A 26,028-nucleotide genomic window follows, 5' to 3' on the forward strand; every position below is an offset into this window, starting at 1 on the left:
AACAAGCAAGCGCCCTAATTTCGGTCTTTTCTAAGGAGAGTAATATGGACCCCGTTTCGCAGATCCTCAACATGCTATTCACGGTTGAGGCATTTCTACTGATCTTCGTGATTGTGCTACTAAAAAGCAGCGTGAAGTTCGTTCCACAAAACCGCGCCTGGCTGATTGAGCGTTTTGGTAAATATCAATCAACCAAAGAAGCCGGTCTTAACTTTATCGTGCCTTTTATCGACCGTATCGCCGCTGATCGCAGCCTAAAAGAACAGGCTCAGGACGTACCGTCGCAGTCGGCAATCACCAAAGACAATATCTCGTTGATTGTTGACGGCGTGTTGTACTTCCGCGTGCTAGATCCATACAAGGCAACCTATGGTGTTGATGACTATGTATTTGCCGTAACCCAATTGGCGCAAACCACCATGCGTTCCGAGCTGGGTAAAATGGAGCTGGATAAAACCTTTGAAGAGCGTGATTTGCTTAATACCAATATCGTCGCGGCAATTAACCAGGCTTCCGAGCCTTGGGGTATTCAGGTACTACGCTATGAAATTAAAGACATAGTGCCGCCTAACTCGGTAATGGAAGCGATGGAAGCCCAGATGAAGGCCGAGCGTGTAAAACGTGCGCAAATCCTTGAGTCTGAAGGTGACCGTCAAGCCGCTATCAACGTGGCCGAAGGTAAAAAACAATCACAGGTACTGGCCGCTGAAGCGGAGAAGGCCGAGCAAATTCTAAGAGCCGAGGGTGAGGCCCAGGCCATTATCGCCGTGGCCGAAGCCCAGGCGGATGCTCTGCTTAAAGTTGGTGCTGCTGCCGATACCGAGCAAGGTCAAAAAGCCATTCAGCTTGATCTTGCCACCAAGGCCATTGCCGCCAAAGAAGCCATCGCCCGCGAGTCTTCCGTGGTATTACTCCCGGAGAGCGGCACAGATGCTAGCTCATTGGTGGCGCAAGGGATGTCTATTATCAACTCCCTGAATAACAAACAAAAAATCAGTTAACTTTGAGGAGTAAGCCATGGAGCTGATCACCAACAACCTTGCCGAAGCCCTGATGATTTTGGGCGTACTCGCCCTTATCCTAGAGGTCGCGGTGCTGGGTATGTCGACCATAATCCTGTTGTTATTGGGTCTGTCGCTGTTGGCTACAGGGATAATGATGAACTTTTCCTTATTGGAGAGCTCATTAACCATGGCATTGTGGAGCAACACCCTGATCACTCTCGCCTTGGCTGCCTTGCTGTGGAAGCCGCTCAAGCGCATGCAGGAGCAACGTGACAACGCCCAAGTACACTCTGACTTTGCCGAGCTGACCTTTACTCTGACGGAAGACGTAAACGATCAGGGTCTGGCTCATTACGCTTATTCCGGCATTAGTTGGAAACTGAAGAGTGAGCAGCCGCTTAGCGCTGGCACCCTGGTTAAGGTGGTAAAAAAAGAAGTGGGTGTGATGTGGGTAGCCGCCTGCGAGTAGGCCCCAGCTAAACTCCCCCAAATTGAAAGCGCTTGTAGGCTACCGGCAGGCGCTTTTTTATGCCCGCTTGACCGTATCCGCTTGAAACCACCTCAGGTAACTCAGTAACATGCAAGAAAAACCGTCTACCAAACTATGTTAAAACGCGCGCTTATTCCCTGCTTATTTGCCAGCCCTCTCTGTTTGTATGCCAGCGAAGAACCTTCGCTGTCGTCCATCGAACGCATAATCACCACGGCCTCGCGCCTCGATATCAATGACGATGCCACCACTTTGGCAATCAGTGCGGTAAGTGAGCAAGAACTGGCACTCATTGCCGCCAGTCATATAGAAAAAGCCTTACAGGGAGTGGCCGGTGCCAACTTGCAACATGGTAATGGCCAGGAATACTTGCCGGCTCTGCGCTCACCCGTGTATACCGGCGCGGTGCTTGTGCCGCCATTTTAACTCTGGAGGACGGCATAGCGCTGCGCGCGCCCGGCTTTTGTAACGTCAACGAACTGTTCGAAGCCCATAGCGAAATGGCGCAACGTATTGAAGTACTTAAAGGCCCAGGCTCAGTTTTGTATGGCAGCAATGCCGTGCATGGGGTGATTAATGTGATCACCCAGGACCCAACCCTGGGTGGCGGTTACGGCGCCGTTGATTTGGGCTCCTACGGCTATAAGCGGGCAAAACTGCGTGCCGGCCAGGATTATGGAACGCAAGGCGTCGGCTTTAACGCCAGCGTCACTCGCGACTCGGGCTATCGCGATGACGAAAGCGTCGATCAGGAAAAGTTTAACCTGCGCCACCGCTATGATGGCGATAGCCTGACGCTGCAAAACGGCTTTAGCTACACCAACCTGAGACAACAAACTGCGGGGTATATCGAAGGTTTTGAAAGCTATAAAGACGAGGAGTTGGTAAAGCAAAACCTTAACCCCGAGGCCTTTCGCGACAATCGCGCCATGCGTTTATGGTCTAAGTTGAAGTGGCAATACAGTGAGCAAACACAGATAGCTATCACTCCCTACGCCCGCGATCAGCGCATGACCTTTCGCAAGCATTTCTTGCCCGGCAAGCCCCTTGAGCACAATGCCCAGCACGGTGTCGGCGTGCAAACCCTAATGCAGCACCAGATCAATGAGCGCTGGCGCCTGCAGGGGGGGCTCGATGCCGAATACACTCAGGGCAAGATGTGGCAGTTCCAGGAAAGTCCAACTGATGGCTCGGCTTTTTTACAAGCCACCATACCCCAGGGGAAACAATACGATTACGACGTCTATGCCACCGGCTATGCCCCCTTTATGGCCTTACAATATCGCCACAACGGCTGGCAGGCCAACCTGGGTGCTCGCTATGAATGGCTACGCTACGATTACCGCAACCGCATGTTAGATGGCCGCACCAAGGACGACGGCACGCCGTGCGCCATGGGTGGTTGCCGATATTCTCGCCCCAGCAGTGACATCAGCTATTTTGATGATCTCTCGCCCAAGCTGGCACTGAGCTATCGCTTTAACGCCGAGCTACTCACCTATGCCAACCTGGCCAAGGGCTATCGTGCCCCTCATACCGCCGAGCTCTATCAGCTCCAGCGTCAGCAAGACCTTGCCGAGCTCGAAAGTGAAACCTTGGACAGCCTGGAGCTGGGTGTAAAGGGGGATTACGGGCACTGGCAATTTACCCTGTCCGGTTACCTGATGTACAAGGATAATGTGATTTATCGCAACAGTGATTTCTTTAACGTCAGTCAGGGTAAAACCAAGCATAGGGGCATTGAGCTTGAGCTTGATTACCGCTTTAACAATGCCTGGAGCCTGCAATTGGCCGTGGCCAATGCCCTGCACACCTATCGCCATAATCAACCGCTGGGCGAGGTGGATATTCGCGGTAATATTATTGATACGGCGCCACGCCTTATCGCCGACAGCCGCCTCAATTGGCGGCCAAGCGATGACCTGTTAGTGTCGCTGCAGTGGCACCATCTTAGCGACTACTTTACCGATGCCGAAAATCAACACAGCTATGACGGCCATGATCTACTTAGCCTGCGGGCCAGCTGGCAGCTTGCTAAAGGCTGGCAAGCCATAGCCCGCATAGAGAACCTGACCGATGTTGCCTATGCACAGCGCGCCGACTACACCACTTTCAGTGGCGACCGGTATTTTCCGGGCAGACCCAGAACGGCGCTGTTTACCCTGAGCTACCTGTGGTGATAACGCACCCATTCCTTTGCTCTTGGATATACCAAGCTCTATAATTCTGGCGGCTGAGCCCGGAATTGAACCTCGCCGCCAGGCTCTGTTATTGCCAATACTTTTCATTAAAGCCTATAAAGTTCAACGTATTAAGTTGCAAATCCACCTCTGCCGCTCTACAAGTAATAGACTAGTCTTTCATTAAGGTTCGATTATGAAGCTCACCCATCTGGCCTCTGCCCTAGGCCTTGCCCTGACACTGGCTCCGAGCGCGTTTGCCAATGACGCGCACACCCTCAAACTTGAGGACGTATTTAACCTCGAATACGCCAATCAAATAGACATCAGCGATGACGGCGAGACTGTCTACTTTGTGCGTAACCGCATGGATATAAAAACCGACCGCAAGTTCAGCAATATTTGGCAGGTTGATAGCGGCACTAAGCAGCTTCAGCCCGTGACCAGCGGCGTGCATCAGGACTTCGCTCCGGTGCTTTCACCGAGCGGGGATCGCCTGGCCTTTATCTCGACCCGCGACGGTAGCCCGCAGCTCTATGTGAAATGGTTAAGCACGGGTGCGCTAAGCAAAATCAGCAACCTCACCCAAAGTCCATCGCAACCGACCTGGACGCCGGATGGTAAGTCCCTGGTGTTCAGCATGTTCGTGCCCGCCACAGCCAAAAATCCGGTCAACTTGCTGGGTAAACCCGAGGGCGCCAAGTGGGCAGATCCAGCTGTGTTTATCGATGATGTGTACTACCGCGCCGACGGCGCCGGTTACAGCAAGGCGGGCTACAACCACCTGTTTAGCATTCCCGCCGACGGTGGTAATGCCACTCAGTTAAGCTCGGGGGATTTTGACCACGGGGGTGCCCTCAGCTTTAGCGAGGATGGCAACACCTTGTATTTTTCCGCCAACCGCCACCACGAACACGACCTGAAACCCATTAACACGGAAATCTACAGCCTTGATTTAAAGAGCAAGGAGATCAACGCAATAACCGACCGTAATGGCCCGGATAGAAGCCCCAGCGTGTCTCCCAGCGGTCGCTATCTTGCCTACGTGGGTTACGACGATAAGGGCACCAACTACGAAAACGCCCAGCTCTATATTCGCGATTTAAGCAACGCCGATACCCAAAGCCTCACCGCCGATCTGGACCGCTCGGTAGAGCAGATCCAATGGGCGGACAATGGTCGCGGCCTGTACTTTAGCTATGACGATCAGGGCCAAACCACCCTGGTCTATCAGCCATTGCGCGGCAAACGTAAGGTGATCACAGAGCAAATCGGCAGTGTCTCCTTTGGCCGCCCCTACTCCGGCGGCGACTTTGACATCAGCGTCAGCGGTGATGTGGCCTTTACCCTGGCCGACACCCAACGCCCTGCGGATGTGGCCGTTAATAAGCGCGGCAATACCCGCCGCCTGACACATTTAAACGAGGATGCCTTGGGCGCTAAAACCTTGGGTAAGGTAGAAGAGCTGTGGGTAAAATCCAAACACGATGGTCTGGGCATTCAGGGCTGGGTGGTCTACCCGCCGGAATTTGATGCCGAAAAGCGCTACCCGCTTATTTTGGAAATCCACGGCGGCCCGGTGGCCAACTATGGCCCGCATTTTAGCGCCGAAGCCCAGCTCTTTGCCGCCAAAGGCAATGTGGTGCTGTATATGAACCCACGAGGCAGCGACTCCTACGGTAAGCAATTTGCGCAAACCATACACCACAACTACCCCAGCAATGATTTCGACGACCTGATGACAGGAGTGGATGCCCTGATAGACAAGGGCTTTATCGACACAGATAAACTCTTTGTCACCGGCGGCTCCGGCGGTGGGGTGTTAACGGCCTGGACCGTGGGCCATACCGATCGCTTCGCCGCGGCCGTGGTTGCCAAGCCGGTGATCAACTGGTTTAGCTTTGTACTCACCGCTGACTTCTATCCCTTCTTTACCGATTATTGGTTCCCGGGAAAACCTTGGGATCATATGCAGCATTATATGGAGCGTTCACCCATCAGCTATGTGGGTAAGGTAAAAACCCCGACCATGCTGCTTACCGGCGAAGCCGACTACCGCACGCCGATATCGGAAACCGAGCAGTTTTATCAGGCCCTGAAGCTGCAAGGGGTGGACACCGCCATGGTGCGTATTCCCGATGCCTCTCACGGCATCACCGCGCGGCCGTCTAACCTGATGGCCAAGGTTGCCTATATCCTGTGGTGGTTCGAAAAGCATGGCGAGAAAGACGCCGAATAATCTGACATCGGCATAAAAAAAGCGTGGCTCACCAAAGTGACCACGCTTTTTTTTACATTATCGGCTGTGTTGAGTTAGTAAAAATATGATCTGAAATGCCCTCCGATAAACACGTCAATCAATTAAGTCATTACCTGCCAGCAGGGCGTCTATTTCGAGACTGATTACTTCTTCTGCCTTGTCCTTCACCCTGACCTTGTCCCTTCCCTTGGCCTTGCCCCTTCCCTGCGCCGCTTTGCTTACGCTGGTTATTCGAGTTGGCAGGACGACGACGCGCTTTGTTAGCGTGGTGGGAATGACCACGTCTATCGGTTTGTTCTTTGCTTTTAGCCGGCGCATTTTGTGCGTTACTTTCTGAAGCCTGAGCTTGACCGTCAACACTCACTTTAGGTTTTTTCGGCTTCTTTGGTTTCTTTGGCTTAAGCGGTTTGAGGGTACTTTCAGGCAACTCATTCGTTGGCTCAAATCCGGCAATTACTTTTCTTGGTAACAATTGCTGGATTAGGTTTTCGATGTCGTTTAGATCTTTCGCATCATCGGCAATCACAAAAGAAATCGCTAAGCCGGAAGCCCCTGCTCTGCCGGTTCGGCCAATACGGTGCACATAGTCTTCTGCAATATTGGGAAGATCGTAGTTAATCACACAGGGCAATTGATCTATATCTATGCCGCGCGCGGCGATATCCGTGGCAACGAGTGCTTGTATGCTGCCGTCTTTAAACCCGGCCAAGGCCTTGGTTCGGGTGCCCTGGCTCTTATTGCCGTGAATTGCCGTCGATGGGATGCCACGGGTTTCTAAATTACGGGCGATACGGTTGGCACCGTGCTTGGTGCGGCTAAATATCAGCACCTGCTGCCAATCATTTTCTTTGATCAGATGGCTCAGCAAGGCCGTTTTACGGGATTTATCAACCGGATACACCCACTGCTCAACGGTTTTCGCCGTCGTGTTAGGTGGCACCACCGAAATCTCGAGCGGATCTGTCACTATGGTCTTGGCTAAATCACGAATTTCATCGGAAAAGGTCGCCGAGTAGAGTAAGTTCTGACGCTTTGCCGGTAATAATTTAATTATTTTACGAATATCGTGAATAAAGCCCATGTCCAGCATGCGATCGGCTTCATCCAGCACCAGCATTTCGAGCTGATTAAACTTGATGGCGTTCTGCTGATACAAATCGAGTAATCGTCCTGGTGTAGCAACCAAGATATCTGCGCCGCGGCGCAACTGCATCATCTGCGGGTTAATCTTCACACCACCGAAGACCACGGAATAACTCAGTGCTAGTTGCTGACCATAGGTTGCAACGCTCTCGCCGACCTGCGCCGCGAGCTCTCTTGTCGGTGTTAGCACCAGGGCGCGAACATTATTATTTTGCGCACGCTGACCTTTACTGAGTATTTCCAGCATGGGTAAGGTGAATCCAGCCGTTTTACCCGTGCCGGTTTGCGCTGCCGCCATCACATCTTTACCGGATAATACTGCGGGTATGCCTTTGGCCTGGATAGGCGATGGGTGCTTATAGCCCTGCTGTTCGACCGCTTGTAATAGCTTCGGCTGCAGGCCTAGGTCGCTGAACTGGATATTATCGTCGGATTGAATAGAAGTGGTCACTGGCGCTGATTGTTTGTTGGTCATATAAACTCGGTATGGGTGGCAAAATACGGCTGGCGGTTATTTCACCAGAAAAGGTTTCGGATGCGAAGATTAAAGGACTCTGGCCACAATTACAAAGATAACCCGCACTTTTTCACTTATTTCACACCCAATAGGCACTATTGCTGCCAAATTCAATGTGCACCCCCTTCCAAACTGATGGCCAAAATTAGCTTTTTTTATGCAGTAAATGAGCGCGAACGGCTTGGCGTATTTGATTATGCAGCTCGAACACTCGCTCCATATCATTGAGATTAAGGGAGATGTTTTCCAGCATCACAAGATCTAAATTAAATTCCGGGTAGTGAAGCGACATAGACATATACCCGGGTAAATACCCGGTATGGCTATATTCTCTAAGGCCGTCGTCACTGTTGAGCCTAAGGCCATAGCCATAGCTCATGTTCGGCCAGAAAAAATCCATCTTGGTATGAGCGCGCGTCATCAGTTCATAGCTCTTAGGGCTGAGCAATTCGCCGGAATGTAATTTATGCGCAAACGAGGCAAAAGTCGGTGCCGAGGCTATCAAGCCTCCACCCGGGAGTAATGACTCGTCGATATCTATGTTCGCGGCAATCAGGGTATCGGCTTCATCGAAGCCAACGGCAAGTGTCGTCAGGTTGCGACGAATATGCTCAATACTCCCTGTTTGGGCGTAAAGCGCATTGAGCTGATTGTCCTTGGCGAATTGCGCCACCTGCTCAGCGAATGCTTGCTTGTTTACCTTTTCAAGTAGTTGACCTAAAAGGGCATAACCATGGTTGGAATATTGAAACTGGCTCCCAGGTGCAAAGCGATTGGCTTTACCCAAAGCATCAACGCCTGATGTGTGGCTGAGCAGATGATGCAGGGTAATTCGCTCGTCATATCTGTTGGCATTTTGCTTAGCGCCCTCGTTGGTTTCATCTGCAAAAAGATAACTATTGAGTGAGCGCGTTAAATCCAGCTTACCGGCATCAACCGCCCGCAATACCAAGGTGGCAGTGATCTGTTTGGAAAGGGACGCCACAACGAAACTGGAATTTTGGTCAATCCCCTCGCCTTTTTGCAGTGCTAATTGCGCCTTACCATCTTCAAGCAAAATCACGCTGCCGCTAAATGGCTGTGATGCCTCATCAATCAGCGCTTTGATGGCGGCACTTAGGGCACTTAGGTCTTGTGACTTCACACTCGCCTGGGCGGGCTGTAAAGGGGCTTTACTGTGTGTTGTGTCGGCCAAGCTATAGCCGCTAGGACTAAGCAAAAACAAAGCGCTGCTCAGAATTGTGGTGGTGATACGAAGACCCATACCTTGTCCTTAACCCAATTAGCGATAATGATGTAACCTAGTCAGGCTGATATCTTGTTTCAACCTTATGTTCATACCATGAATCCTGAATCTAGCCAGTTGAATTGTAAAGGCATTTTTAATCGGAAGTAACTGTGCGCAAACGAAAAGAGCTCACCGGGCGTGCAAATAGGAAGCTGTGTTGCGATAAAAATCCAAGCTGGCAAAAGTGCGTATGCTTTGTTATCAATACAGGTAATAAAAGAGTGAAGATGCCCCAAGACAAGAGCAGGTCACTTCAATATGTGATTCACAGCAACGGCAAAGAGCGAACGCGAGCCCAGTCACTCACAGACGCTAAATAAAAGGAAGAATCTATGACGAATATAACGACAAAAGTTTTTGCTGTGTCGCTGCTTATGGCATCAACTTATGGGCAAACCGAGGACGCCGATAAGACCCTAAGGCTGGATAATACGCCATTTAAAAACAGCGAAATCTATTGCGATAACGACAAGGAATTGCACCCGTTTCAAAACGAGTTTGAACTCTTAGATTATTACTCAATGAGCTCGGACGAGGGCGAGCGCCAGGTTATCGTTACCGTAGAAAACAGCTCAAGCGGCGGCCGCTCTCTTAATCACACGCATTTTGTGGCCATTCTTGGTAACTGCGAGCATATCAACCCGATGAAGTTCGAACGCAAGTTTAACGGCAAAGAAATTGTCACCCTGACGCTCAACTTCGGCTTTAGTAAGTTCCCGATTTTAAAGGTAAGTAATTAGACTAGCTCTGACCGAATGTGAAATTCTCAAGATGGGATGACGGGTTATGTCGGCACAAGAGGCCATCTATGTGCTAAATTAGGTGTCTGCCCCTCTCAGACTGGGGCTTAGTAATGTACTTATCAGGTTTTAACGCAGCCTTTTCACTAATAGGAATAGGCTGCTTTTTTTGGCAATGACCTTTCTATAACAAGAAGAATCTACATAGATTGCTGATGCTTATCATTCCACGCATCATCACAATCGACATAAGCACCGGGCTCTTTTGGCGAAGGGACCAAATAAATAAACCTTCCCGCCTCGGGTGATTGTACTTTGCTTGATATCTCCCAATCCGCTATCTGTGATTCTAGCGCGGCTTGCATCTCCTTACTCACGTCTCTACATGTACTAAGTAATTGGGCAGAGCCATCACTATTTATCAATACCTCGGTCTTCAATTGACGATACGATATTTGTTTGAACAGTTCAGATTCCATCCCCATCGACAAATCTTCAATATTCCATGTGGCCAAAAACTCAGGAAAACTCATGATTGGCAGTTGCTCAGTGCTTGGCTGCATGGACTTGTCATTACCTTTGGCGCTCAGCGAATCAATTTCTGAACTCTGCTCACCGGCAAGTCGGATAATTTGATGATAAGTGAGACCATCAATCGCGGAGGTGGGTGAGTCACCTTTATTCGAGCCAGCCTTTTTTAACTCCAACTGAGAATAGCTTTTCACAAAGTGTTCTTTCTCGGTGTCAGTTAATACCGTGAAAATCCTTTCAAGTGATTGCTTTTTAACTACAGAGTCACTTGCAACTATGGGTGTTGAAAGTCGACTTTTTCTGAACGAGGCCATATTGTCTGACTCGGCAGTTAATACCGCATCACATTCATAAACGAAATCAGGATTGGGTGACAAGGCAAAGGATAATGAAACCTTCATACGTTCAGGAGCGCGATCTGTGTTTGTTTCAGTCGGACTATAGCGCCACTGTTCCAGCGCTTTTATTGCCGCTTTGTCGAACGTTCCTTTAGGTAAGCTTTTTAGCACTTCCAGATAAGTGGGCACACCGTCACTGTTGACGAAAAACTGCACGTTCACACAGCCTTCCTGTGAACTCTTTGCAGCTTCAATGGGGTATCTTGGCTCTACTCGTTGTTCAAGTTCCCATTGGTTCGCTAACAACCAACTGCTGTTCATCGCACATGCCATGCAAAAGATGCTAGATAACTTTTTCATACTATTCCCTGTGATTAGTTTGATTTTTATACTTTGCCTAAGCTACCCCTTAATAGCGTTCCCGTCAATTTAACTACTTAACAAGTACTTAGGCCTATTTCCCATGACTCCAAATGTTTCTCTCATTTCCGTTCCACCAACCCCAGTTGTGCCAGCACCCGCTTGGCGTTGTCTGCACAGTCCATGTCCTCGGGTTTGGATTCGATTTCAGAAAGGATGTGCATTAACCGCTTTTTATTTTCGGCCAAAGTTACCTGTAAGGCCTCTATGTCCGCTAGTTTTTGCCTAATTGCCCCAAGCAAGGAGTCGTGTTGCCAGTTTTCCATATCAGCGGGCAGCAACTGACGCAGCTCGTCCAGACTAAAGCCGGCCTTTTGGCCATCAACAATCAGCTTGAGCACCACTTCCGCTTCGGGAGGATAGCTGCGATACCCATTGGCCTTACGCTCAACCAACTGCAACAGGCCGATGTCCTCATAAAAGCGAATCTTGGATGCGGCCAAGCCAGTGCGTTTTGCAAGCCAAGCGTTTTGCGTTCTTTTTGTTTAGGTGCTTGTTATATTTCACTTCACCCAAAGTACAAAAATATAAAGAGCAAATACAAGAACCAAAGAATAAAAGGGTACTTTTTGCTTAATATAATTCCGCGCATCTCCTGGAGGTGTTAGCATTGTTAAAAGCTTGGATGTTTTAGATATTTTTTTATTACTCAAGTTTCCATTGGATGAAATAAAGCGGTACTTTTGATTTAAAAACTTACCTCCGTAATACTTCATGTCACTTTCTAGTTCTGCTCTCTCTTGAAAGATATCCTCATCTTTATTACGAACAAGCCTAGTAACCTGAAGTACAACCTTTCCATTTTCCACTTCCTTCATATAACATTCAGAAGGGTTATTTCTCTGATGTATGTATCTAAAACCACCTCTTGCGAATCTATCGGATTGAAATAAAAAAGAAAAAGTAACAGTTACATACTTTTTCTTGAAATTTTTCAATTAAATCTACCTCTTAAACCTGTGGTGAAATATAACGCCCCAAACAGTAGTTTATCTACTGCTTTGGTTTGTTATGTTCATTATTAAGCATAAGTGCATTTTCAATTGCTTTACGCTCTCCAAATTCAACTAAGTCGCTGTAATATGAGTCGGGCCCTTTCTTTTGTGCTTCTATGAAGTCCAAAGTTTTTACTGCATTAATTCGCCACTGATTAAGGGCTTCTCTTTCCTCCATCACTTTCTTTAGTCTCGCAACATCATTAGTATCATTTTTTAGCGCTTCACGTTGTAATGCAAATCCAACCATGTTGGCAAAAAAGATAGTTCCTTTATTTTCCAATAATTTGCCTATTTTGACGCAACTGTTCCTCCAATCTAAGCTTGATTTGGATTGTTCGTTACATAAATGCATCAGTTCTTGATATGGTTGAACTACCATATTATGGGAATATATTATCGCCGCTGTATGTAAATGCGTTTTCGGATAGCCAGCTTCTTTTAGCGTTTCTAGTAATATTGAAAATCTTTTCCAGTAAAAATCGTCATACTTCTTCTTTTTCGCTGCGCTATTTAGCTCTTCATATGCAGTTAACAAATCATTCTTACGGACATGGTAGATTGCTGAGTAGATGTGAGGAAGACCGTTATCTTGGTCCATTTTTTTCAACTCTTCAATTGACTCAGTAGGATTACAAATCATTCTTTTCTCTGAGAATAAACACCTTTTAGTCGCTTGGTCAAACCAGAGAATATTGTCGAATGCTAACGTGCGTCCTTGGGTATAAAATTTATCAAGTGCTTCTGATTGAGATAATTGACTTGCAATTAAGATGGCAACCAAAACTTTGTTTGAGCTACTGCTTTCCTTCGCGCTCGACAAATACTGCTTACTGAAGCTTTGCTCTTCCACACTGAACTCAAAGGAATGTAATCTACTCGAAAAAACAATCAAAACAAGAAAGACGTTTAGTAAGCATAGGTTTTTGAACATGACATTCCTCAAAGAAGGTTGCTATATGTGGCTTCCAGTGATACTCAGACCTGCAACAGAATACGTGAGTAAAACATCTTGAAAACATAACAATTTAATAGTGCGTAAATCGCGCACTTTCTGAATGGGTTAGTTTTAACAAAGTTGATAACTACTTGCCAGCGTTATAAAAAATATATGTTGTTAACTTTTGAGCCAGATAAAAATGCGCAAATTGCTCATTTTCCTGAATATGGGGGAAAAGTTCTTCTGCTGGATATACAATCAGCTTTAATAGAAGAGGTTTAACGTCCGTTTATCGCTCAAAACGGCCCGAGAGACAAAATCATATTCACCATTACTAATCTCTCCTTTCTCGGCGTCCCAGTTAACCTTTGCTCCCCCTTCCATACCTTTTTGATATTTACGTTTGATATTAAAGTTAACTTTAAGGTTAGAGTGAAGGTCATATTCACACAATCGCGGAGCATCTTATGCAAACCATACTCGGAGAGAGCGGGCAAATTGGTACTGAACTGGCAAAGGCCTTATACCAAGAGCATACCCCTGCTCTACGCCTTGTTAGCCGCAACCCACGCAAGATAAACCCGACGGATGAGCTGCTCAGTGCCGACTTGTTAGACGCCCAGCAAACGCATGACGCGATTGCGGGCTCGAGCATAGTGTATTTCACTGCGGGGCTGCCCATCGACTCTGCTATTTGGGTGCAACAATGGCCGATTATGATGGCCAATGTCATCAAGGCCTGTGCGACTCACAGCGCTAAGCTGGTGTATTTCGACAACACCTATATGTATGAGCAAAACAATGTGCCACAAACGGAAGACGCGCCGTTTAAACCTTATGGAGCCAAAGGCCGCGTGCGGGCGCAGATCACCACCATGCTGTTAGAAGCGATGCAAAAAGGTGAAGTTAAGGCCATGATCTGTCGAGCGCCTGAGTTCTATGGGCCGGGGAAAACGCAAAGTATTACCAATGCGACCGTCTTAGATAAGTTACGCGCCAACCAACAGGCCTTGGTATTCTTACGTGATGATACCTTGCGTACCCTAATTTACACGCCCGACGCCAGCCGTGCCATGGCGCTGTTAGGAAATACCGAGGATGCCTATGGCCAAACCTGGCACCTGCCCTGCGATGATAATCGCCTGACCTATAAACAACTCATCGCCACCGCCGAGCGGGTGCTTGGCAAACCGTGCCGCTACAAGGTGCTCAAAGGCTGGCAACATGCACTTGTCAGCCTGTTTAACAAACAGCTCAGGGAAACCAAAGAGCTGCTGCCCCGCTACACCACAGACAATATTTTTGTCTCAGACAAGTTTAAGGCACGCTTTCCAGATTTTAAGGTGACTCCCTATGAGCAGGGCATTCGTAACACCCTACTACAAGAGTAATGGCGCCTTGTTATCACTTTAGCTTTCACCCACACACAAGTGGGGATCTGCCGAGACCTGTTCAAACCAGCTGCGCAGACTGTCGATGGCGGCGCGGGTTTTGGCCGCCACCGCATCGCGGTGAGGGGTGACCGCGTACACGCTGTAATGGGGTAAATGCCACTGCGGGCATAGGCGCTTGAGCTTGCCTGCGGCGATTAGATGGCGCACCTCCGGCTCTGGCAGCATGCCATAACCTATGCCATCCAAGGTTAGCTGGATCACCGTCTGCATGTTATTGACCATCAATCTGGGCTCATCCAAAGAGCAGCTTTCCCCGCTGTGCTCATGGGTTAACGCCAGGGCCAAACGCTTAGAGTTGACATGGCCAATGAGGGTGTGCGCAGTCAGAGCTTGCGGGTTCTCTGAGCCTGTTTGCGCCAGCGGATGTGCACTGCTGACACAGGGGATCAGCTGCCAATCGGCCAGGTGGCGGGCAATTAATGTTGAGTCGTGTAAAGGGCCTATACAGATAGCAAGATCAACCCCTGCGGCGATAATGTCGAAGGGTTCATCGGTAAGCGTTAATTGCAGCTCAACTTTGGGAAAACGCTCCGTAAGTTGCTTAATAGGCTGGCTTAACAGGCCGCCACCAAAGCCTATGGGGGCGACTATTTTCAACCGTCCCGACGGGGTGTGCTGCAACTGCTCCAGCTGCTGCTGCGCTCGTTCGGCGGTAGCCAACAGCTGCTGCGCCGAGGCGTAATAAATTTCCCCCGCCTCGGTCAGCGTCAGTTTACGGGTATTACGATTAAACAGGCTTAAATCTATGTCCTGCTCTAACTTGGTGATCTGCTGACTCACCGCCGAAGCCGTCATATTCAGCTGTGCCGCCGCGTGACTCATATTGCCCGCATCAACCGTTTTCACAAACACCTGTAGCGCGCGCGTTATTTTAGAATTCATAATGTTAAGCGTTACTTATATCAGCTTTAAGTAAAAGCCAATTGCTCCTAAGATGGCGACATCATAACATTAAATGATAATGAATATCATTTCTTTTATTTCGATGCCCATCGCATCGTCTAGTTGGAGTTTGCAAGTGACTAAACGCAGTAAGCTTTGGGATCTCAAAGCCTGGCATTGGATAAGCTCGGCGGTATGCCTTATCGGCATGTTGTTGTTCGCCATCACAGGTATCACCCTCAATCACGCCGGCAGCATTGAAAGCCAGGCGCAGGTAACGCAAGTCGAAGCCCAGGTACCCGATGCAATTTTAACCCAGCTTGTAAATACCAATCAGCGCGAACAGCTGCCGCACGGTTTTTCCTCCTGGTATACACAGCAAACTAAGCAGGCATTAGCGGCCAATGCCCAGGTGCAATGGAGCGACTTTGAGCTCTACGTCGCCATGCCGAATGCGGGCAGTGACCGCTGGTTTACCGTGGCCCTGGACACGGGCGAGTTTTACCAGGAAGCGACTGATCGGGGCGTGGTGGCCTATTTCAACGACCTGCATAAGGGCCGCAACACCGGTATCTGGTGGAGTCTGTTTCTCGATCTCTTCTCCATTGCCTGTATCGTCTTTTCGCTGACCGGCCTCTTGCTGCTTAAACGCTATGCCAAGGGCCGCAAGTCAACCTGGCCCCTGGTACTGGCGGGGCTTGGCATTCCCGCTTTGGTACTGGCCATACCCGCCCACGCGGCGCAAAAAAGCCAGCTAGAGGTGGAGATCCCCAGACTGACGGTGGCCGAGTATCACCCGCCCTATGTCGCCATTTGGCTGGCCGACGAGCAAGGCAAGGCGGTGATAAACCTGGCGCATTGGTACGACACCAAGATGGCCGATCGCGAAGGCGAAAAATGGCTTAAAGATTTACGCCTATGGTGGCGCCGCGGCGGCCGCAGCTTAAACCTACCGGTAGATGGTGTAACCGGCGCCACTCGCCGACCGGGCACGGTAACACTGGATTTAAGCCCTTTTATGACGGACATAAAAGCCCTGCCGAATGGCAATTACAGCCTGAATATTGAAGCAGCGCGTGAACTGGGTGGTCGCGAATTAGTGCAAATACCCATCGCCCTGCCCAGCGGCGAATCGATCACTCTCACCGAGCAAGGAAAGCACGAGCTCGGCACTATTACCCTAACCATGGAGCCCAAGCTGTGAAGCTAGTTAAATTATCATCCCTTATTATCTGCGCCAGCCTAAGTGCCAGCGTTTTATTCGGAAACAACGCCCACGCCCACCGCGCCTGGCTAAAACCCAACACCACAGTAGTATCCGGCGATGAGGCCTGGATCACCTTCGATGCGGCCATAGCCAATAGCATTTTCAATCCGGATCATCATGCCTATCCACTGCAACGCCTCCTGGCCGTGGGACCCGATGGCAAAGCGGTGGCCATGCAAAACAGCGCCGAACTGCGTTATCGCAGCGTGTTCGACCTGCACCTCACAGAGCCCGGTACGTATCGGGTATTCAACGCCAGCCGCTCTATCGTGGCGCGTTGGGTAGACGAGCAGGGAAAACGCCAGCTCTGGCCTGGACGCGGAAAAACGGGCACGGTGGAGCAATTCGCCGAGCAGGTGCCGAAAAACGCCAAGGATTTGCAAGTCAGTGAGGTAGCGCGTCGACTGGAATCCTTTGTCACCTTAGGAGCGCCGAATGCAGTGGCCCTTGAGCCTACGGGGCAAGGTCTGGAACTCAATGCCCTCACCCACCCCAACGATTTATACGTAGGGGAAGCCGCTGACATGCAGTTTCTAATGGATGGTGAAGCCGCACCGGGCACGACCATAACCCTGGTACGTCAGGATGAGCGCTATCGCGATCAACAGGTGGCTACCGAACTCAGCGCCGACAAGAACGGTAAATTCACCCTGGAATTCTCCGAGCCGGGCATGTACTGGCTTGAAGCCGAATATCAAGACCACCAAGGCAAGGCACCGGCGACCATGCGCCGCGGCAGCTATGTGGTGGTATTCGAGGTTCTTCCCCTTTAAGCAACAATAACTGGCTATGTAAACGGGCTTTACAGCGTTCCTGAGAGCCCTTTTTTTATTTTCCTATCAAGAAGCTAGCCTTAGCACATAGATTTAAGCAGTAAACAATATTTACTTAGCATGCTAACTAAACTAAACTAATTAGCACGCTAACTAATTTGAAATTGTTGCTCATGTCCGATACCCCTTTTCATGAAACCTTGGATCTAAGCCTGTGTGGGCAACTGGGTCGCGTTCATCGTATTTGTCGTCAGGCTATTTCGGTGGCGGTAGAGCCTTTGGGTTTTACCCAACCAAGGTGGACGGCCATGATGTATATGCAGCACCTCGGTGAGGGCTGTACTCAGCATGAGTTAGCGACTAATTTGGGGCTCGAAATGCCAAGCCTGACGCGCACCCTTAAGCAGTTGGAGCAAAGTGAGATTATCGAACGCCGGGTCGATAGTCAGGATAAACGTTGTCGACGCCTGTATTTTACCGAGCAAGGACACCAGCAAATGGTGCTGTTGCGCGCCCGTATTGCCGAGATTAAAACTCAGCTCTATAGGAACCTCAGCGACGAGCAACTCAACGGCCTTGCCCAAGGCCTGATCCAACTTGAAGAAAATGCCCTTAATTTAATACAGGAGGAGCAGTTGTGAGCCAGCCCCGCACCCCAGATCAACAATTTGCCCGATACGTAAAAATCGCCATCGGCTTTTTTATCCTGTGTTTTGGCTATTTTATCGTCGCCGACCTTTATATGCCGATGACTCCCCAAGCGCGGGTGTACCATCAGGTAACCCAGATCACACCCCAGGTAAACGGCGATATTGTGGCGGTGGAAGTCAGTAATAACGAGCCGGTAAAAGCCGGCCAGTTACTGATGCGCATTAATCCCCGCCCGTTTGAGTTGGCGGTGCAGCAGGCCGAGTTAGCTCTGGCACAGGTACAATTGCAGAATCAGCAGCTCGATGCCGACATCAGCGCCCTCAACGCCGATTTAAGCGCCGCTGAGGCCAGGCTCAATGAACAGCAACGTTTACACAAGCGCAGTGCCGCACTACTCGTAAGCAAAGCGATTTCCGAGCAGCAAAGCGATGAAATCACCGCCAGCCTGGCCACCGCCAAGGCCCAGGTCAGTGCCATTAAAGCGAAAATCCAGGCTGCCAAAATCAAGCGTGGCGACCACGGCGACAACAATGTTGCCTTGCAACAGGCCAAAAATGCTCTGGCCCAGGCCCAATTGAACCTAAGCTATACCCAGGTACTGGCGCCCCATGATGGCGTGATCAGCAACCTGCAGGTGACCACAGGCACCTATGCCAAGGCTGGCATGGCCATGACAGGCTTGGTTGCCAACAGCCTGGATCTGGCCGCAGATTTTCGCGAAAAGTCGCTCTACCATGTGCGTGTTGGCAAAACTGCCCTGGTGAGCTTCGACGCCCTGCCCGGTCAGGTTTTTAGCGCCCATGTCAGCGAATTTGCCGCCGGCTCCAGCGATGGTCAGCTTAATGCTAACGGCGCCTTAGCTCAGGTAGAAACGTCAAATCGCTGGGTACGCGACGCACAGCGCCAGCGCATCCATTTGCAACTTGAGCCGCAATCGAGCGCTAAATTAACCTACTTACCAAGCGGCTCCCGCGCTACGGTGCAGATTATTCCCGACGGCGGTATTCGCGCCGCCCTCGCCAAGGTGCAAATTAAATTCGTCAGCCTGATGCACTACATCTATTGATGGAAGAGGTGGAATTATGACGCTTACTGCCAACGATGTTCGACAAATGCTGCGTATCGCCAGTGGTGCGACCCTAGGTTTTACCCTAAGTAAGCTGTTCAACTGGCCTATGGGCATCTTTTTTACCGTTTACCCCATGCTGCTGCTGGGAATGGTACCTGTGATCAATGCCCATATTGCCCGCCAGTTTGTCGCCAGCGCGCTCTTTTGTGCCTTTGCAGTTCTCATGGTGCAAGGTCTGCTGGGGTTTCACCCTGTGCTCATGTCGCTGGCGGCATTTTTGGTCTTTGCCTTTTTGTTTTACCAGATGAGTCGTGGCGTGAATTTCTTATTCGGTGCGCTCAGCGTGGTGGGGTTGTCGATTCAGTGGCATTTCGCCAGTTATAGCCCTGCGGGCATGGACCTGTATGAGCTTATTTTTAGCAATGTCCTGGCCGTAAGTGTCAGTTTGGGCAGCGCCTATTTGATGCACTGGTTGTTCCCGGACGTAGCGCCACGCACCCAGCCTCAGCGCCCAGCGAAAGACAATGCCAGCGTACGCCATGAAGTGCTTTTGTGTGCCAGCGTCACCACAATGTCTTTTATTACTTTTCAGGTTTTGGACTTACAAGACTCGGTATCGGCTCAGGCCGCCTCTATCCTGATCCTCCTGCCGCTGTGTTGGAAGGCGGCGGGCATGGCGGGCTGGCAGCGCATCATTGGCACCTTGATAGGCTGTAACCTGGCATTGGGGGCGCAAATTCTGCTGTTTAACTACAGCCAGATTCTATTGTTTCCAATCTTGGTGCTATGGATCTTAACCTTTGTGTTCAGTCGCTACCATGTGCTTGGCGGTGGGCTGCCGGGAATTGGCTTTGGTGTGATCACCACCTTCGGTATTTTGTTCGGCCAATCTTTGGCACCGGATCAGGATTTAATCTACAGCGCCCTGTATCGCTTTAGCTCGGTCTGCGTGGCCATAGCCGTCAGCCTATGCCTGGTCTATTTAATACATCATTTTCTCAACCGCTTTAGTGCGACGCGCCATCATACTTATTTTTAAGGTTATTTTAGGAATTCGAGGTTACAATTACGCTAAAACAGGGACAACAAGGATGATGATGCACAGGGTCTCTTTAAAACAGGAACAGAAATCTTGGTGGGTATACGCTATTGCTGCAGTGGCCGTATGCGCTTTGATTGGAAGCTTTATCAGTGGGAGTAATCTGCTGTTCGCTCTAGCCATGCTCGCCAACTTGGCGCTAATTTTGCGCCTCAATTTTTCTTCACCTCAGATAAATGCCACTAACCCTTTGGCAAAAATAAAAGTTGAAGGGCAGCTTCTCAAAGTAGGTAAGGTCGCTTTGCCAATTTATGAAGTGCATAAGGTGGTGATTGAGCGCTGCGAAGATAAGGGACTGTTCCAGCTTGCCTACAATGGTGGCGGCCAGGTGCAGCTGGTGTTCGATGGCAGTTATTTGGACGACTTAAAAGCCTATATTCAACAAAACATGCCACACGTTGAGATTGTGAGTTAAGGCCGCTGAGGGCCTTAGGGTTTGGGCATTTTCCGTAATTCTTTGGTGCGGCCACGCTGTACTTTTTCGTCGACCCGCTTGCGCTGAGAGCTGCGGGTAGGCTTGGTAGCATGGCGCTTTTTTTCCACCTTGGTAGCGGCCAAAATAAGCTCCTTTAAGCGCTGCAAGGCTTCTTCGCGGTTTTGCTCCTGGGTGCGGTGACTTTGCGACTTGATCACTATGACGCCGTCCTTGGTGATACGGCTGTCGCGATACGCCAAGAGCCGCTCTTTATAGAAGTCGGGTAGTTTTGAGCGCTTGATATCGAAACGCAAATGAATGGCTGTCGCCACCTTATTGACGTTCTGGCCTCCGGCTCCTTGTGAGCGGATCGCACTGAGTTCGACTTCCCATTCATCTATGGTTACGGAGTTGGAAATTTGTAGCATTACTTGTTCAACTTAGCTGTTCATCTTAGCTTAAAGGCTCTAGCCTATTATCATCGCCTTTCAGAGTCTATCATAGAGTCAATGTGACCCAATCAATGTGACCCAATCAGTGTAATCCAAATAGGCTTCCACTCTAAAATGGTGACGAGCGCGACGCAAATCAAGATTTATTAATGGAGATAACAATGAAAAAGATATTTATCGCACTTACCCTGGCCGCATCTGCGGCGCTTAGCTCGGCTCAGGCCTGGGCACTGGAGCTTACCACTGCGGACGTAGAAAAATTTCTTAAAGCCGCTCCTACGGTGACCGATTGGGCGGATTACCAGGGCGGTATTGACGCTGGTGCCCTGCTTGGCGCCCAACAGGAACAAGAAGGCGATGCGAGCACAACGAATAATGCCATGATGAACAGCGCTATCACCATGTTAAAAGACAACGGCATGTATCAGGAGTTTGCCACCATGCTAAGCGCTTATGGCTTTACTCCAGAGCAGCTTATCAGCGTGGGCAGTGAGATCAGCAGCGCCTACCTGGCCAATATGAAAGGCAGCCTTTCTGCCGAAAACCAGCAGCGTGTAGACCAGGTAATGGGTGGTCTGCAAAGCCTCTCCGGCAGCAAGAGCAGCGACAGCAATTCGCTCCTATGCGCCCTGGGCAAGGCAAATGAGGCGAGCAAGGAAGAGATCAGCGATAACAACCTCGCTATTGTCAGCGAATATATGCCACAGCTGCAGCAGCTTTTTAGCGCCTACGTACAATAGTACCCGCAAAAAAAGGCGTAGGCGCCTGTCTACGCCCTATTTTCAGCACCCTTTTAAACAAAACTCCCTCCCCTCTTCGCAGTCTCCGTCTTCCGCGTCATAATAGCGCCATGACAATGGCAATAATAACTCCTTATGACCTATCTTCTCGCCACCACCTTGCTGTGGGCATTTTCATTTAGCCTGATTGGCGTGTATCTGGCCGGTCAGGTTGATCCCTGGTTTTCCGTGCTGACACGTATCGCCCTGGCGACCTTGGTATTTCTACCCTTTTTACGCCTGCCACAGCTGACACTTGCTATGACGTGCAAGCTGATGGCCATAGGTGCGGTGCAATTAGGCCTGATGTACGCGTTTTACTATCACTCCTTTTTGTACTTAACCGTGCCGGAAGTGCTGCTATTTACTGTAATGACGCCCTTGTATGTGACCTTGCTCAACGATGCCTTGGACGGACGTTTTAACCCAGGCTTTTTTATGGCGGCGCTGCTAGCTATAGTCGGCGCCGTGGCTATTCGCTTCGATGGCATTAATCAGGGCTTTATCCTTGGTTTTGCCATAGTCCAGGCGGCAAACCTGTGTTTTGCCAGCGGTCAGGTCCTGTATAAACGCCTTATGGCTCAAAACCCAGGCCTGGCTCAGCATCAAATATTTGCCTGTTTTTATATTGGCGCTTTGGTGGTGGCCTTAAGCTGTTATGCCCTGTTTGGCGATACCACAGCGCTGCCGCAAACGACGACGCAATGGACGGTTTTGGTTTATCTCGGTTTGGTCGCCTCCGGGCTCGGGTATTTTGCCTGGAATAAGGGCGCGACCCTGGTCAATGTCGGTACCCTGGCGGTGATGAACAATCTGCTTATCCCAGCGGGGATCCTGGTTAATGTATTGATATGGAACCGCGACGCCGATATCTGGCGCCTCACCTTGGGCGGCGGCATCATTATGGCGGCGCTGGTACTTAACGAAAAGTACTTCAACAAGCAAAGCTGAATTTGGCAAGGGGGTTTACACCCCCTTTTTATTGGCCGCTCACACCCTAATGCTGGGGTAAGGCCTCAAAACGCGCCACTACCCGGCGCTGAATTGAGGCCAGGAGCACGATTAACACGGCGCCGATCAAAACCGGCGACAACAAATACATCCAGCCTTGTTGCGCCAGCATGATCAGCACGGGATTAGCACCGGCAGGAGGATGGGTGGTATCGCTCACCAACATCAAGCTCACCGCCAGTCCCGTCGCTATGGCCATGCTTAGGGGCGTGATAGGCGCATACAAACTAAATACCACGCCAATAAATGCGGTGACAAGATGCCCCAAAATAACATTTTTTGCCCGGGCTAATGGGCTATTAGGCACACCAAATACCAGCACTGTCGTGGCGCCAAAGGGCGCCATCAACCACAGCATTTGCGTGTTTAAACTATCCAAATAGGCCAATAGCCCGATTGCTATGGCCGCACCAAAGCCAGCGATAACGTGCTTTATCATTGTATTCACTTCCTTTTCCCTTTAAGTAGACAACTCGTTCTACTTTTTAAGGTAGACAATACGGTCTACCTGTGTCAAGCTATTTTCATTCGGCGCCAGATATCAGCGCCGCAAGCTGTAGGAGCTGAATCATGCAAGACAAAAGGCAGGTGCTGATAGACACGGCGTTGACGCTTTTTTATCGCCACGGCATACGCGCCGTCGGCATTAATCAGGTATTAGCCGAATCCGGTGTAGCAAAAAAGACCCTCTATCATCACTTTAATAGTAAGGATGAGCTGATCCTTGCCACCCTAGACGTGCGCCATCACAATTTTATGCACTGGCTTAGCGGCGCCATTCAAGGCCAGGAGCCAGAGCAGAAAATCGCCGCCCTATTCGACGCCTTAGCGCTATGGTTTCGCGGTGAAGTGCAGGCGTTAGGCGCCTACCGAGGCTGTTTTTTTATTAATAGCCAAGGCGAGTTTGATGCCAGCCATACCGAGATTTTGCGCCATTGCGCAGCGCATAAAGCCGAAGTGGAAGCCTTTATCGCGACGTTGCTTACCCCAGAGTTAGTAATCAAAGCCCCATTAATCGCCCTGCTCGTTGAAGGAGCCATAGTAAAAGCGACCTATGGCGAAGGCGAACGCATCGCTGCCAATGGCAAGCAAGCCGCACTAGGTTTGTTGCAACAAGCCTAGCCCTGGAGCGAATGCTAAAGATCTAGTGATTTAAGGAAACTATTGCGCCAGGACTGTAGCAACGCGGGTTTTCAGCTCCGGTAAGAGCTCTTGTTCAAACCAGGGGTTGCGCTTAAGCCAGATATTATTACGCGGGCTAGGATGGGGAAGCGCCAGCGTATCCGGCCATTGGCTACGCCAGTCCTGTACCGCAGCTGTGACGGTTTTATAGCGTTTTTGCAAATGATAACGCATGGCATACTGGCCTAACACTAGGGTCAGTTGCCTTTGTGGTAAGGCCTCAAGCACCTGCTCACGCCAGGTTGCAGCACATTCAGGACGCGGCGGCAGATCGCCTTGTTTACCTGTGCCAGGATAGCAAAATCCCATGGGCACAATGGCAAACTTGTGCGCATCGTAGAAGTCCTCCTCCGTTACCCCCAACCATTGTCTCAGCCGCACACCACTGGCATCGTCAAAAGGCCGTCCGGCATTGTGGGCATGGATCCCCGGCGCCTGTCCGGCGATCAGTATTTTTGCATCACAGTGAAGTTGCAACACGGGTTTGGGCGGCAAGGGCAGATACGCCTTGCACAAGGTGCAGGCGCGTATTTTATCGAGTAAATCCATGCGTAGGCTGATCAAAGGCTTTATTACAGCCTAGCTGATAGCGCGGGACAGCGACAAGCAAAATAGGCTGGCAATACAAGGTATTGTTATTATTGGGATCATAGTTTTACTAACTTGATGACCTAGTTAGTAAAATATTGATCTCAACACAGATCAGATTTTTACCAACTGATCAGGGGCAAAGCCGCTGATCGGCAGCTAAATAGATAGCAAAAATGGCTATAAAACCTGTTTTACGGGTAGTTGCCTGCGTATAACCCCCTTCGCTTATAGAAAGCGACTGCACCTCTTGGATCTCTTTAACCGAATTTATCTAAGCAACTGCCCTTATCCTGCTTATGCCCAGGGTGAAGATCAATATTTTACTAACTCAACAAGCCTCACTTGGTAAAATAATGATCTGTAAACCCCCTTTACAACTTTATACCGATCCCCTCAACTACTTACTGCGACACCAAAATCAGCTTTTCAACAGCAAAGCCTCGCGCAGCTAATTCTCTTTTGAAGTCTTCAACACGGGCCGGATCAACGTTTGGTGTTCTCGCCAAAAGCCAGGCATAGTCTGTGTTATAGCCGCTGATATAAGCATATTGATATGCATCTTGATCGAGCTTAAATACCACATACGAGGAGTAGAAGGGACCAAAAAACGATACCTTTAAGTGCCCAACATCGCTCGCATCGACAAATTTAGCCTTACCTTGGGCACTGGCCCACTGCCCCGTTTCGGCATTAAAACCCTTGTTTAAGACCTTTACCGAGCCATCGTCATTTATGCTGTATGTAGCCGTCACCTTGGACAAGCCTTCTTCAAAGGAATGCGGCATTCTGGCAATTTCATACCAGGTTCCGCTATAGCGGGAGAGCTCAAATGGAGTCACTGGCGTTACCTGCTCAGGCATGGAAGTACAGGCGCTCAGTAACAGGGTTAGTAAAATAATGATCTTATTAGTTATGGTGATTTTCATTGTTTTTCCTTTGCTTATAAGTCTTAGTAATCACTTTAGATGAGTACGCAGTCAGGGGTATAATTGGATCGCTATTTTACTAACAACAAGGCGAAAATAATGCCGCAGGCTATAGGATTTGGCGCCGCCGATGCTGCCATCCGCGTTTATGTGAAAAATCGCCCTCCCCTTGTCGAGTTTCAACAACTGCACACCTTGTTGCCTTTAGACAAAGAGGCCATAGAGAAGATCAATGCCGAAGCGGGCAATGGCTGGCGTAAGGTGTTTAATGTCTACGCAAAATGGCTGTTTGCCTTGCACGGTGAGCAAGGGGGATTGGGAGAATTTCAAAGCTGGCAACAACTGCGGGATCAATTGCTACTGCGCCAGCACAGCAATACGGCTTTATTGTTCAGTACGCCCGAGTTAAAGAGCCCTGCCCTGCATGTGATCGCCGGTCGCACCTATGCTCAGGAGCTGGCGGCGCAGCCCTCACTTGGTATAAATCTGATCTGGCTGGACAAAGAGTTTGCAGTGGATCAGGCAAACCGAGTTTTGGTCTGCCCTTATTTCGACTATCGTCAGCTTAGCAATGTAAAAATCGATAAGCTCTGCCAGCTGATCCGGGAACTGGTTCCGGGTTACATCTAAA

25 protein-coding genes and 2 pseudogenes are annotated in these 26,028 nt (G+C 49.8%); 16 read left to right on the forward strand and 11 right to left on the reverse strand.

Annotation, left to right across the window (positions count from 1 at the left end; genetic code table 11):
- The first annotated feature begins 44 nt into the window (after positions 1 to 44).
- The 4 genes and pseudogenes from C2M34_RS09655 to C2M34_RS09670 all read left to right on the forward strand — a co-directional run bounded on the left by C2M34_RS09655 (position 45) and on the right by C2M34_RS09670 (position 5,913).
- Positions 45 to 1,001, forward strand: a complete 957-nt coding sequence (locus tag C2M34_RS09655) for an SPFH domain-containing protein (protein WP_105201296.1) — start codon at positions 45 to 47, stop codon at positions 999 to 1,001.
- Positions 1,002 to 1,017: 16 nt separating this feature from the next.
- On the forward strand, positions 1,018 to 1,473 hold the full coding sequence (locus C2M34_RS09660) for an activity regulator of membrane protease YbbK (RefSeq protein ID WP_105213866.1): 456 nt from the start codon (positions 1,018 to 1,020) through the stop codon (positions 1,471 to 1,473).
- Between the two features lie 135 nt (positions 1,474 to 1,608).
- Positions 1,609 to 3,674, forward strand: a pseudogene (locus C2M34_RS09665) (TonB-dependent receptor).
- 196 nt (positions 3,675 to 3,870) lie between these two features.
- Positions 3,871 to 5,913: a S9 family peptidase gene (locus C2M34_RS09670; protein WP_105258643.1), complete on the forward strand. Its 2,043-nt coding sequence runs from the start codon at positions 3,871 to 3,873 to the stop codon at positions 5,911 to 5,913.
- 130 nt (positions 5,914 to 6,043) lie between these two features.
- Here C2M34_RS09670 and C2M34_RS09675 read toward each other — a convergent pair whose 3' ends face one another.
- Positions 6,044 to 7,498 (reverse strand): DEAD/DEAH box helicase, encoded by a 1,455-nt coding sequence (locus C2M34_RS09675; RefSeq protein WP_105258864.1) that lies wholly within the window; start codon positions 7,496 to 7,498, stop codon positions 6,044 to 6,046.
- A 241-nt stretch (positions 7,499 to 7,739) separates the two neighbouring features.
- On the reverse strand, positions 7,740 to 8,858 hold the full coding sequence (locus C2M34_RS09680) for a serine hydrolase domain-containing protein (RefSeq protein ID WP_105258644.1): 1,119 nt from the start codon (positions 8,856 to 8,858) through the stop codon (positions 7,740 to 7,742).
- A gap of 356 nt (positions 8,859 to 9,214) precedes the next feature.
- Here C2M34_RS09680 and C2M34_RS09685 point away from each other — a divergent pair, with 356 nt between their 5' ends.
- On the forward strand, positions 9,215 to 9,622 hold the full coding sequence (locus C2M34_RS09685) for a hypothetical protein (protein ID WP_105258645.1): 408 nt from the start codon (positions 9,215 to 9,217) through the stop codon (positions 9,620 to 9,622).
- Positions 9,623 to 9,822: 200 nt separating this feature from the next.
- Here the strand turns inward: C2M34_RS09685 and C2M34_RS09690 are convergent, their stop codons facing one another.
- The 4 genes and pseudogenes from C2M34_RS09690 to C2M34_RS09705 form a co-directional block, all read right to left on the reverse strand.
- Entirely contained in the window at positions 9,823 to 10,851 is a 1,029-nt protein-coding gene (locus C2M34_RS09690) for an energy transducer TonB (RefSeq protein WP_105258646.1), read from the reverse strand.
- Positions 10,852 to 10,973: 122 nt separating this feature from the next.
- Positions 10,974 to 11,360: pseudogene (locus tag C2M34_RS09695) on the reverse strand (MerR family DNA-binding protein); the annotation flags it as partial.
- Between the two features lie 54 nt (positions 11,361 to 11,414).
- Positions 11,415 to 11,849 (reverse strand): hypothetical protein, encoded by a 435-nt coding sequence (locus C2M34_RS09700; protein ID WP_105258648.1) that lies wholly within the window; start codon positions 11,847 to 11,849, stop codon positions 11,415 to 11,417.
- A gap of 55 nt (positions 11,850 to 11,904) precedes the next feature.
- Positions 11,905 to 12,759 carry a hypothetical protein gene (locus C2M34_RS09705; RefSeq protein WP_158681419.1) on the reverse strand — a complete coding sequence of 285 codons (855 nt, stop codon included), beginning with the start codon at positions 12,757 to 12,759 and terminating at the stop codon, positions 11,905 to 11,907.
- A 554-nt stretch (positions 12,760 to 13,313) separates the two neighbouring features.
- On the opposite strand from C2M34_RS09705, the gene C2M34_RS09710 reads away from it, so the two are divergent.
- Complete coding sequence (locus C2M34_RS09710) at positions 13,314 to 14,237, forward strand: NAD-dependent epimerase/dehydratase family protein (protein ID WP_105258650.1); 924 nt, start codon at positions 13,314 to 13,316, stop codon at positions 14,235 to 14,237.
- An 18-nt stretch (positions 14,238 to 14,255) separates the two neighbouring features.
- Here C2M34_RS09710 and C2M34_RS09715 read toward each other — a convergent pair whose 3' ends face one another.
- Positions 14,256 to 15,182, reverse strand: coding sequence for a LysR family transcriptional regulator (locus C2M34_RS09715; protein WP_105258651.1), 927 nt, complete (start codon positions 15,180 to 15,182; stop codon positions 14,256 to 14,258).
- A 136-nt stretch (positions 15,183 to 15,318) separates the two neighbouring features.
- Here C2M34_RS09715 and C2M34_RS09720 point away from each other — a divergent pair, with 136 nt between their 5' ends.
- From C2M34_RS09720 to C2M34_RS09745, 6 genes are all read left to right on the forward strand, one after another.
- Positions 15,319 to 16,386: a PepSY-associated TM helix domain-containing protein gene (locus tag C2M34_RS09720; protein WP_234398790.1), complete on the forward strand. Its 1,068-nt coding sequence runs from the start codon at positions 15,319 to 15,321 to the stop codon at positions 16,384 to 16,386.
- Positions 16,383 to 17,222 carry a DUF4198 domain-containing protein gene (locus C2M34_RS09725; RefSeq protein WP_234398791.1) on the forward strand — a complete coding sequence of 280 codons (840 nt, stop codon included), beginning with the start codon at positions 16,383 to 16,385 and terminating at the stop codon, positions 17,220 to 17,222. The genes C2M34_RS09720 and C2M34_RS09725 overlap by 4 nt, the downstream gene beginning before the upstream one ends.
- A 173-nt stretch (positions 17,223 to 17,395) precedes the next feature.
- Entirely contained in the window at positions 17,396 to 17,863 is a 468-nt protein-coding gene (locus tag C2M34_RS09730) for a MarR family winged helix-turn-helix transcriptional regulator (protein WP_105201308.1), read from the forward strand.
- Positions 17,860 to 18,939, forward strand: coding sequence for an HlyD family secretion protein (locus C2M34_RS09735; RefSeq protein ID WP_234398792.1), 1,080 nt, complete (start codon positions 17,860 to 17,862; stop codon positions 18,937 to 18,939). The genes C2M34_RS09730 and C2M34_RS09735 overlap by 4 nt, the downstream gene beginning before the upstream one ends.
- A 16-nt stretch (positions 18,940 to 18,955) precedes the next feature.
- The gene (locus tag C2M34_RS09740; RefSeq protein WP_105258652.1) at positions 18,956 to 19,981 is read left to right on the forward strand and encodes a DUF2955 domain-containing protein; all 1,026 of its coding nucleotides are present in this window, start codon (positions 18,956 to 18,958) and stop codon (positions 19,979 to 19,981) included.
- Positions 19,953 to 20,456 (forward strand): hypothetical protein, encoded by a 504-nt coding sequence (locus C2M34_RS09745; RefSeq protein ID WP_158681420.1) that lies wholly within the window; start codon positions 19,953 to 19,955, stop codon positions 20,454 to 20,456. Before C2M34_RS09740 ends, C2M34_RS09745 begins: the two co-directional genes overlap by 29 nt.
- Before the next feature lie 14 nt (positions 20,457 to 20,470).
- On the opposite strand, the gene arfB is transcribed toward C2M34_RS09745, so the two are convergent.
- Complete coding sequence (gene arfB / locus C2M34_RS09750) at positions 20,471 to 20,884, reverse strand: alternative ribosome rescue aminoacyl-tRNA hydrolase ArfB (protein ID WP_105258654.1); 414 nt, start codon at positions 20,882 to 20,884, stop codon at positions 20,471 to 20,473.
- A 185-nt stretch (positions 20,885 to 21,069) separates the two neighbouring features.
- Here arfB and C2M34_RS09755 point away from each other — a divergent pair, with 185 nt between their 5' ends.
- Together C2M34_RS09755 and C2M34_RS09760 are read left to right on the forward strand one after the other, a co-directional pair.
- Positions 21,070 to 21,648, forward strand: a complete 579-nt coding sequence (locus C2M34_RS09755) for a short-chain dehydrogenase (protein ID WP_105258655.1) — start codon at positions 21,070 to 21,072, stop codon at positions 21,646 to 21,648.
- A 135-nt stretch (positions 21,649 to 21,783) separates the two neighbouring features.
- Positions 21,784 to 22,638, forward strand: coding sequence for a DMT family transporter (locus C2M34_RS09760; protein WP_105258656.1), 855 nt, complete (start codon positions 21,784 to 21,786; stop codon positions 22,636 to 22,638).
- Positions 22,639 to 22,684: 46 nt separating this feature from the next.
- Here C2M34_RS09760 and C2M34_RS09765 read toward each other — a convergent pair whose 3' ends face one another.
- Positions 22,685 to 23,137 (reverse strand): HPP family protein, encoded by a 453-nt coding sequence (locus tag C2M34_RS09765; protein ID WP_105258657.1) that lies wholly within the window; start codon positions 23,135 to 23,137, stop codon positions 22,685 to 22,687.
- Between the two features lie 131 nt (positions 23,138 to 23,268).
- Between C2M34_RS09765 and C2M34_RS09770 the strand changes: the two genes are divergently transcribed.
- A complete protein-coding gene (locus C2M34_RS09770) occupies positions 23,269 to 23,820 on the forward strand; it encodes a TetR/AcrR family transcriptional regulator (protein WP_105258658.1) in 552 nt (183 codons plus the stop codon).
- A gap of 39 nt (positions 23,821 to 23,859) precedes the next feature.
- On the opposite strand, the gene C2M34_RS09775 is transcribed toward C2M34_RS09770, so the two are convergent.
- Positions 23,860 to 24,429, reverse strand: coding sequence for a uracil-DNA glycosylase family protein (locus tag C2M34_RS09775; RefSeq protein ID WP_105201316.1), 570 nt, complete (start codon positions 24,427 to 24,429; stop codon positions 23,860 to 23,862).
- 443 nt (positions 24,430 to 24,872) lie between these two features.
- Positions 24,873 to 25,397, reverse strand: coding sequence for a lipocalin family protein (locus C2M34_RS09780; protein ID WP_105258659.1), 525 nt, complete (start codon positions 25,395 to 25,397; stop codon positions 24,873 to 24,875).
- Positions 25,398 to 25,496: 99 nt separating this feature from the next.
- Here C2M34_RS09780 and C2M34_RS09785 point away from each other — a divergent pair, with 99 nt between their 5' ends.
- A complete protein-coding gene (locus C2M34_RS09785) occupies positions 25,497 to 26,027 on the forward strand; it encodes a DUF6942 family protein (RefSeq protein ID WP_105258660.1) in 531 nt (176 codons plus the stop codon).
- Position 26,028 lies beyond the last annotated feature (1 nt).

Origin of the sequence: Pseudoalteromonas sp. T1lg88, from assembly GCF_002964765.1 — a bacterium.
In the GTDB taxonomy this organism is placed as follows: domain Bacteria; phylum Pseudomonadota; class Gammaproteobacteria; order Enterobacterales; family Alteromonadaceae; genus Pseudoalteromonas.

What these genes read in the sequence shown, in the direction of transcription:
- C2M34_RS09780 (WP_105258659.1), bottom strand. Translation starts at nt 25,397, where the DNA reads ATGAAAATCACCATAACTAATAAGATCATTATTTTACTAACCCTGTTA.
- C2M34_RS09680 (WP_105258644.1), bottom strand. Translation starts at nt 8,858, where the DNA reads ATGGGTCTTCGTATCACCACCACAATTCTGAGCAGCGCTTTGTTTTTG.
- C2M34_RS09685 (WP_105258645.1), top strand. Translation starts at nt 9,215, where the DNA reads ATGACGAATATAACGACAAAAGTTTTTGCTGTGTCGCTGCTTATGGCA.
- C2M34_RS09775 (WP_105201316.1), bottom strand. Translation starts at nt 24,429, where the DNA reads ATGGATTTACTCGATAAAATACGCGCCTGCACCTTGTGCAAGGCGTAT.
- C2M34_RS09760 (WP_105258656.1), top strand. Translation starts at nt 21,784, where the DNA reads ATGACCTATCTTCTCGCCACCACCTTGCTGTGGGCATTTTCATTTAGC.
- C2M34_RS09690 (WP_105258646.1), bottom strand. Translation starts at nt 10,851, where the DNA reads ATGAAAAAGTTATCTAGCATCTTTTGCATGGCATGTGCGATGAACAGC.
- arfB (WP_105258654.1), bottom strand. Translation starts at nt 20,884, where the DNA reads ATGCTACAAATTTCCAACTCCGTAACCATAGATGAATGGGAAGTCGAA.
- C2M34_RS09755 (WP_105258655.1), top strand. Translation starts at nt 21,070, where the DNA reads ATGAAAAAGATATTTATCGCACTTACCCTGGCCGCATCTGCGGCGCTT.
- C2M34_RS09785 (WP_105258660.1), top strand. Translation starts at nt 25,497, where the DNA reads ATGCCGCAGGCTATAGGATTTGGCGCCGCCGATGCTGCCATCCGCGTT.
- C2M34_RS09710 (WP_105258650.1), top strand. Translation starts at nt 13,314, where the DNA reads ATGCAAACCATACTCGGAGAGAGCGGGCAAATTGGTACTGAACTGGCA.
- C2M34_RS09660 (WP_105213866.1), top strand. Translation starts at nt 1,018, where the DNA reads ATGGAGCTGATCACCAACAACCTTGCCGAAGCCCTGATGATTTTGGGC.
- C2M34_RS09715 (WP_105258651.1), bottom strand. Translation starts at nt 15,182, where the DNA reads ATGAATTCTAAAATAACGCGCGCGCTACAGGTGTTTGTGAAAACGGTT.
- C2M34_RS09765 (WP_105258657.1), bottom strand. Translation starts at nt 23,137, where the DNA reads ATGATAAAGCACGTTATCGCTGGCTTTGGTGCGGCCATAGCAATCGGG.
- C2M34_RS09770 (WP_105258658.1), top strand. Translation starts at nt 23,269, where the DNA reads ATGCAAGACAAAAGGCAGGTGCTGATAGACACGGCGTTGACGCTTTTT.
- C2M34_RS09740 (WP_105258652.1), top strand. Translation starts at nt 18,956, where the DNA reads ATGACGCTTACTGCCAACGATGTTCGACAAATGCTGCGTATCGCCAGT.
- C2M34_RS09655 (WP_105201296.1), top strand. Translation starts at nt 45, where the DNA reads ATGGACCCCGTTTCGCAGATCCTCAACATGCTATTCACGGTTGAGGCA.
- C2M34_RS09670 (WP_105258643.1), top strand. Translation starts at nt 3,871, where the DNA reads ATGAAGCTCACCCATCTGGCCTCTGCCCTAGGCCTTGCCCTGACACTG.
- C2M34_RS09730 (WP_105201308.1), top strand. Translation starts at nt 17,396, where the DNA reads ATGTCCGATACCCCTTTTCATGAAACCTTGGATCTAAGCCTGTGTGGG.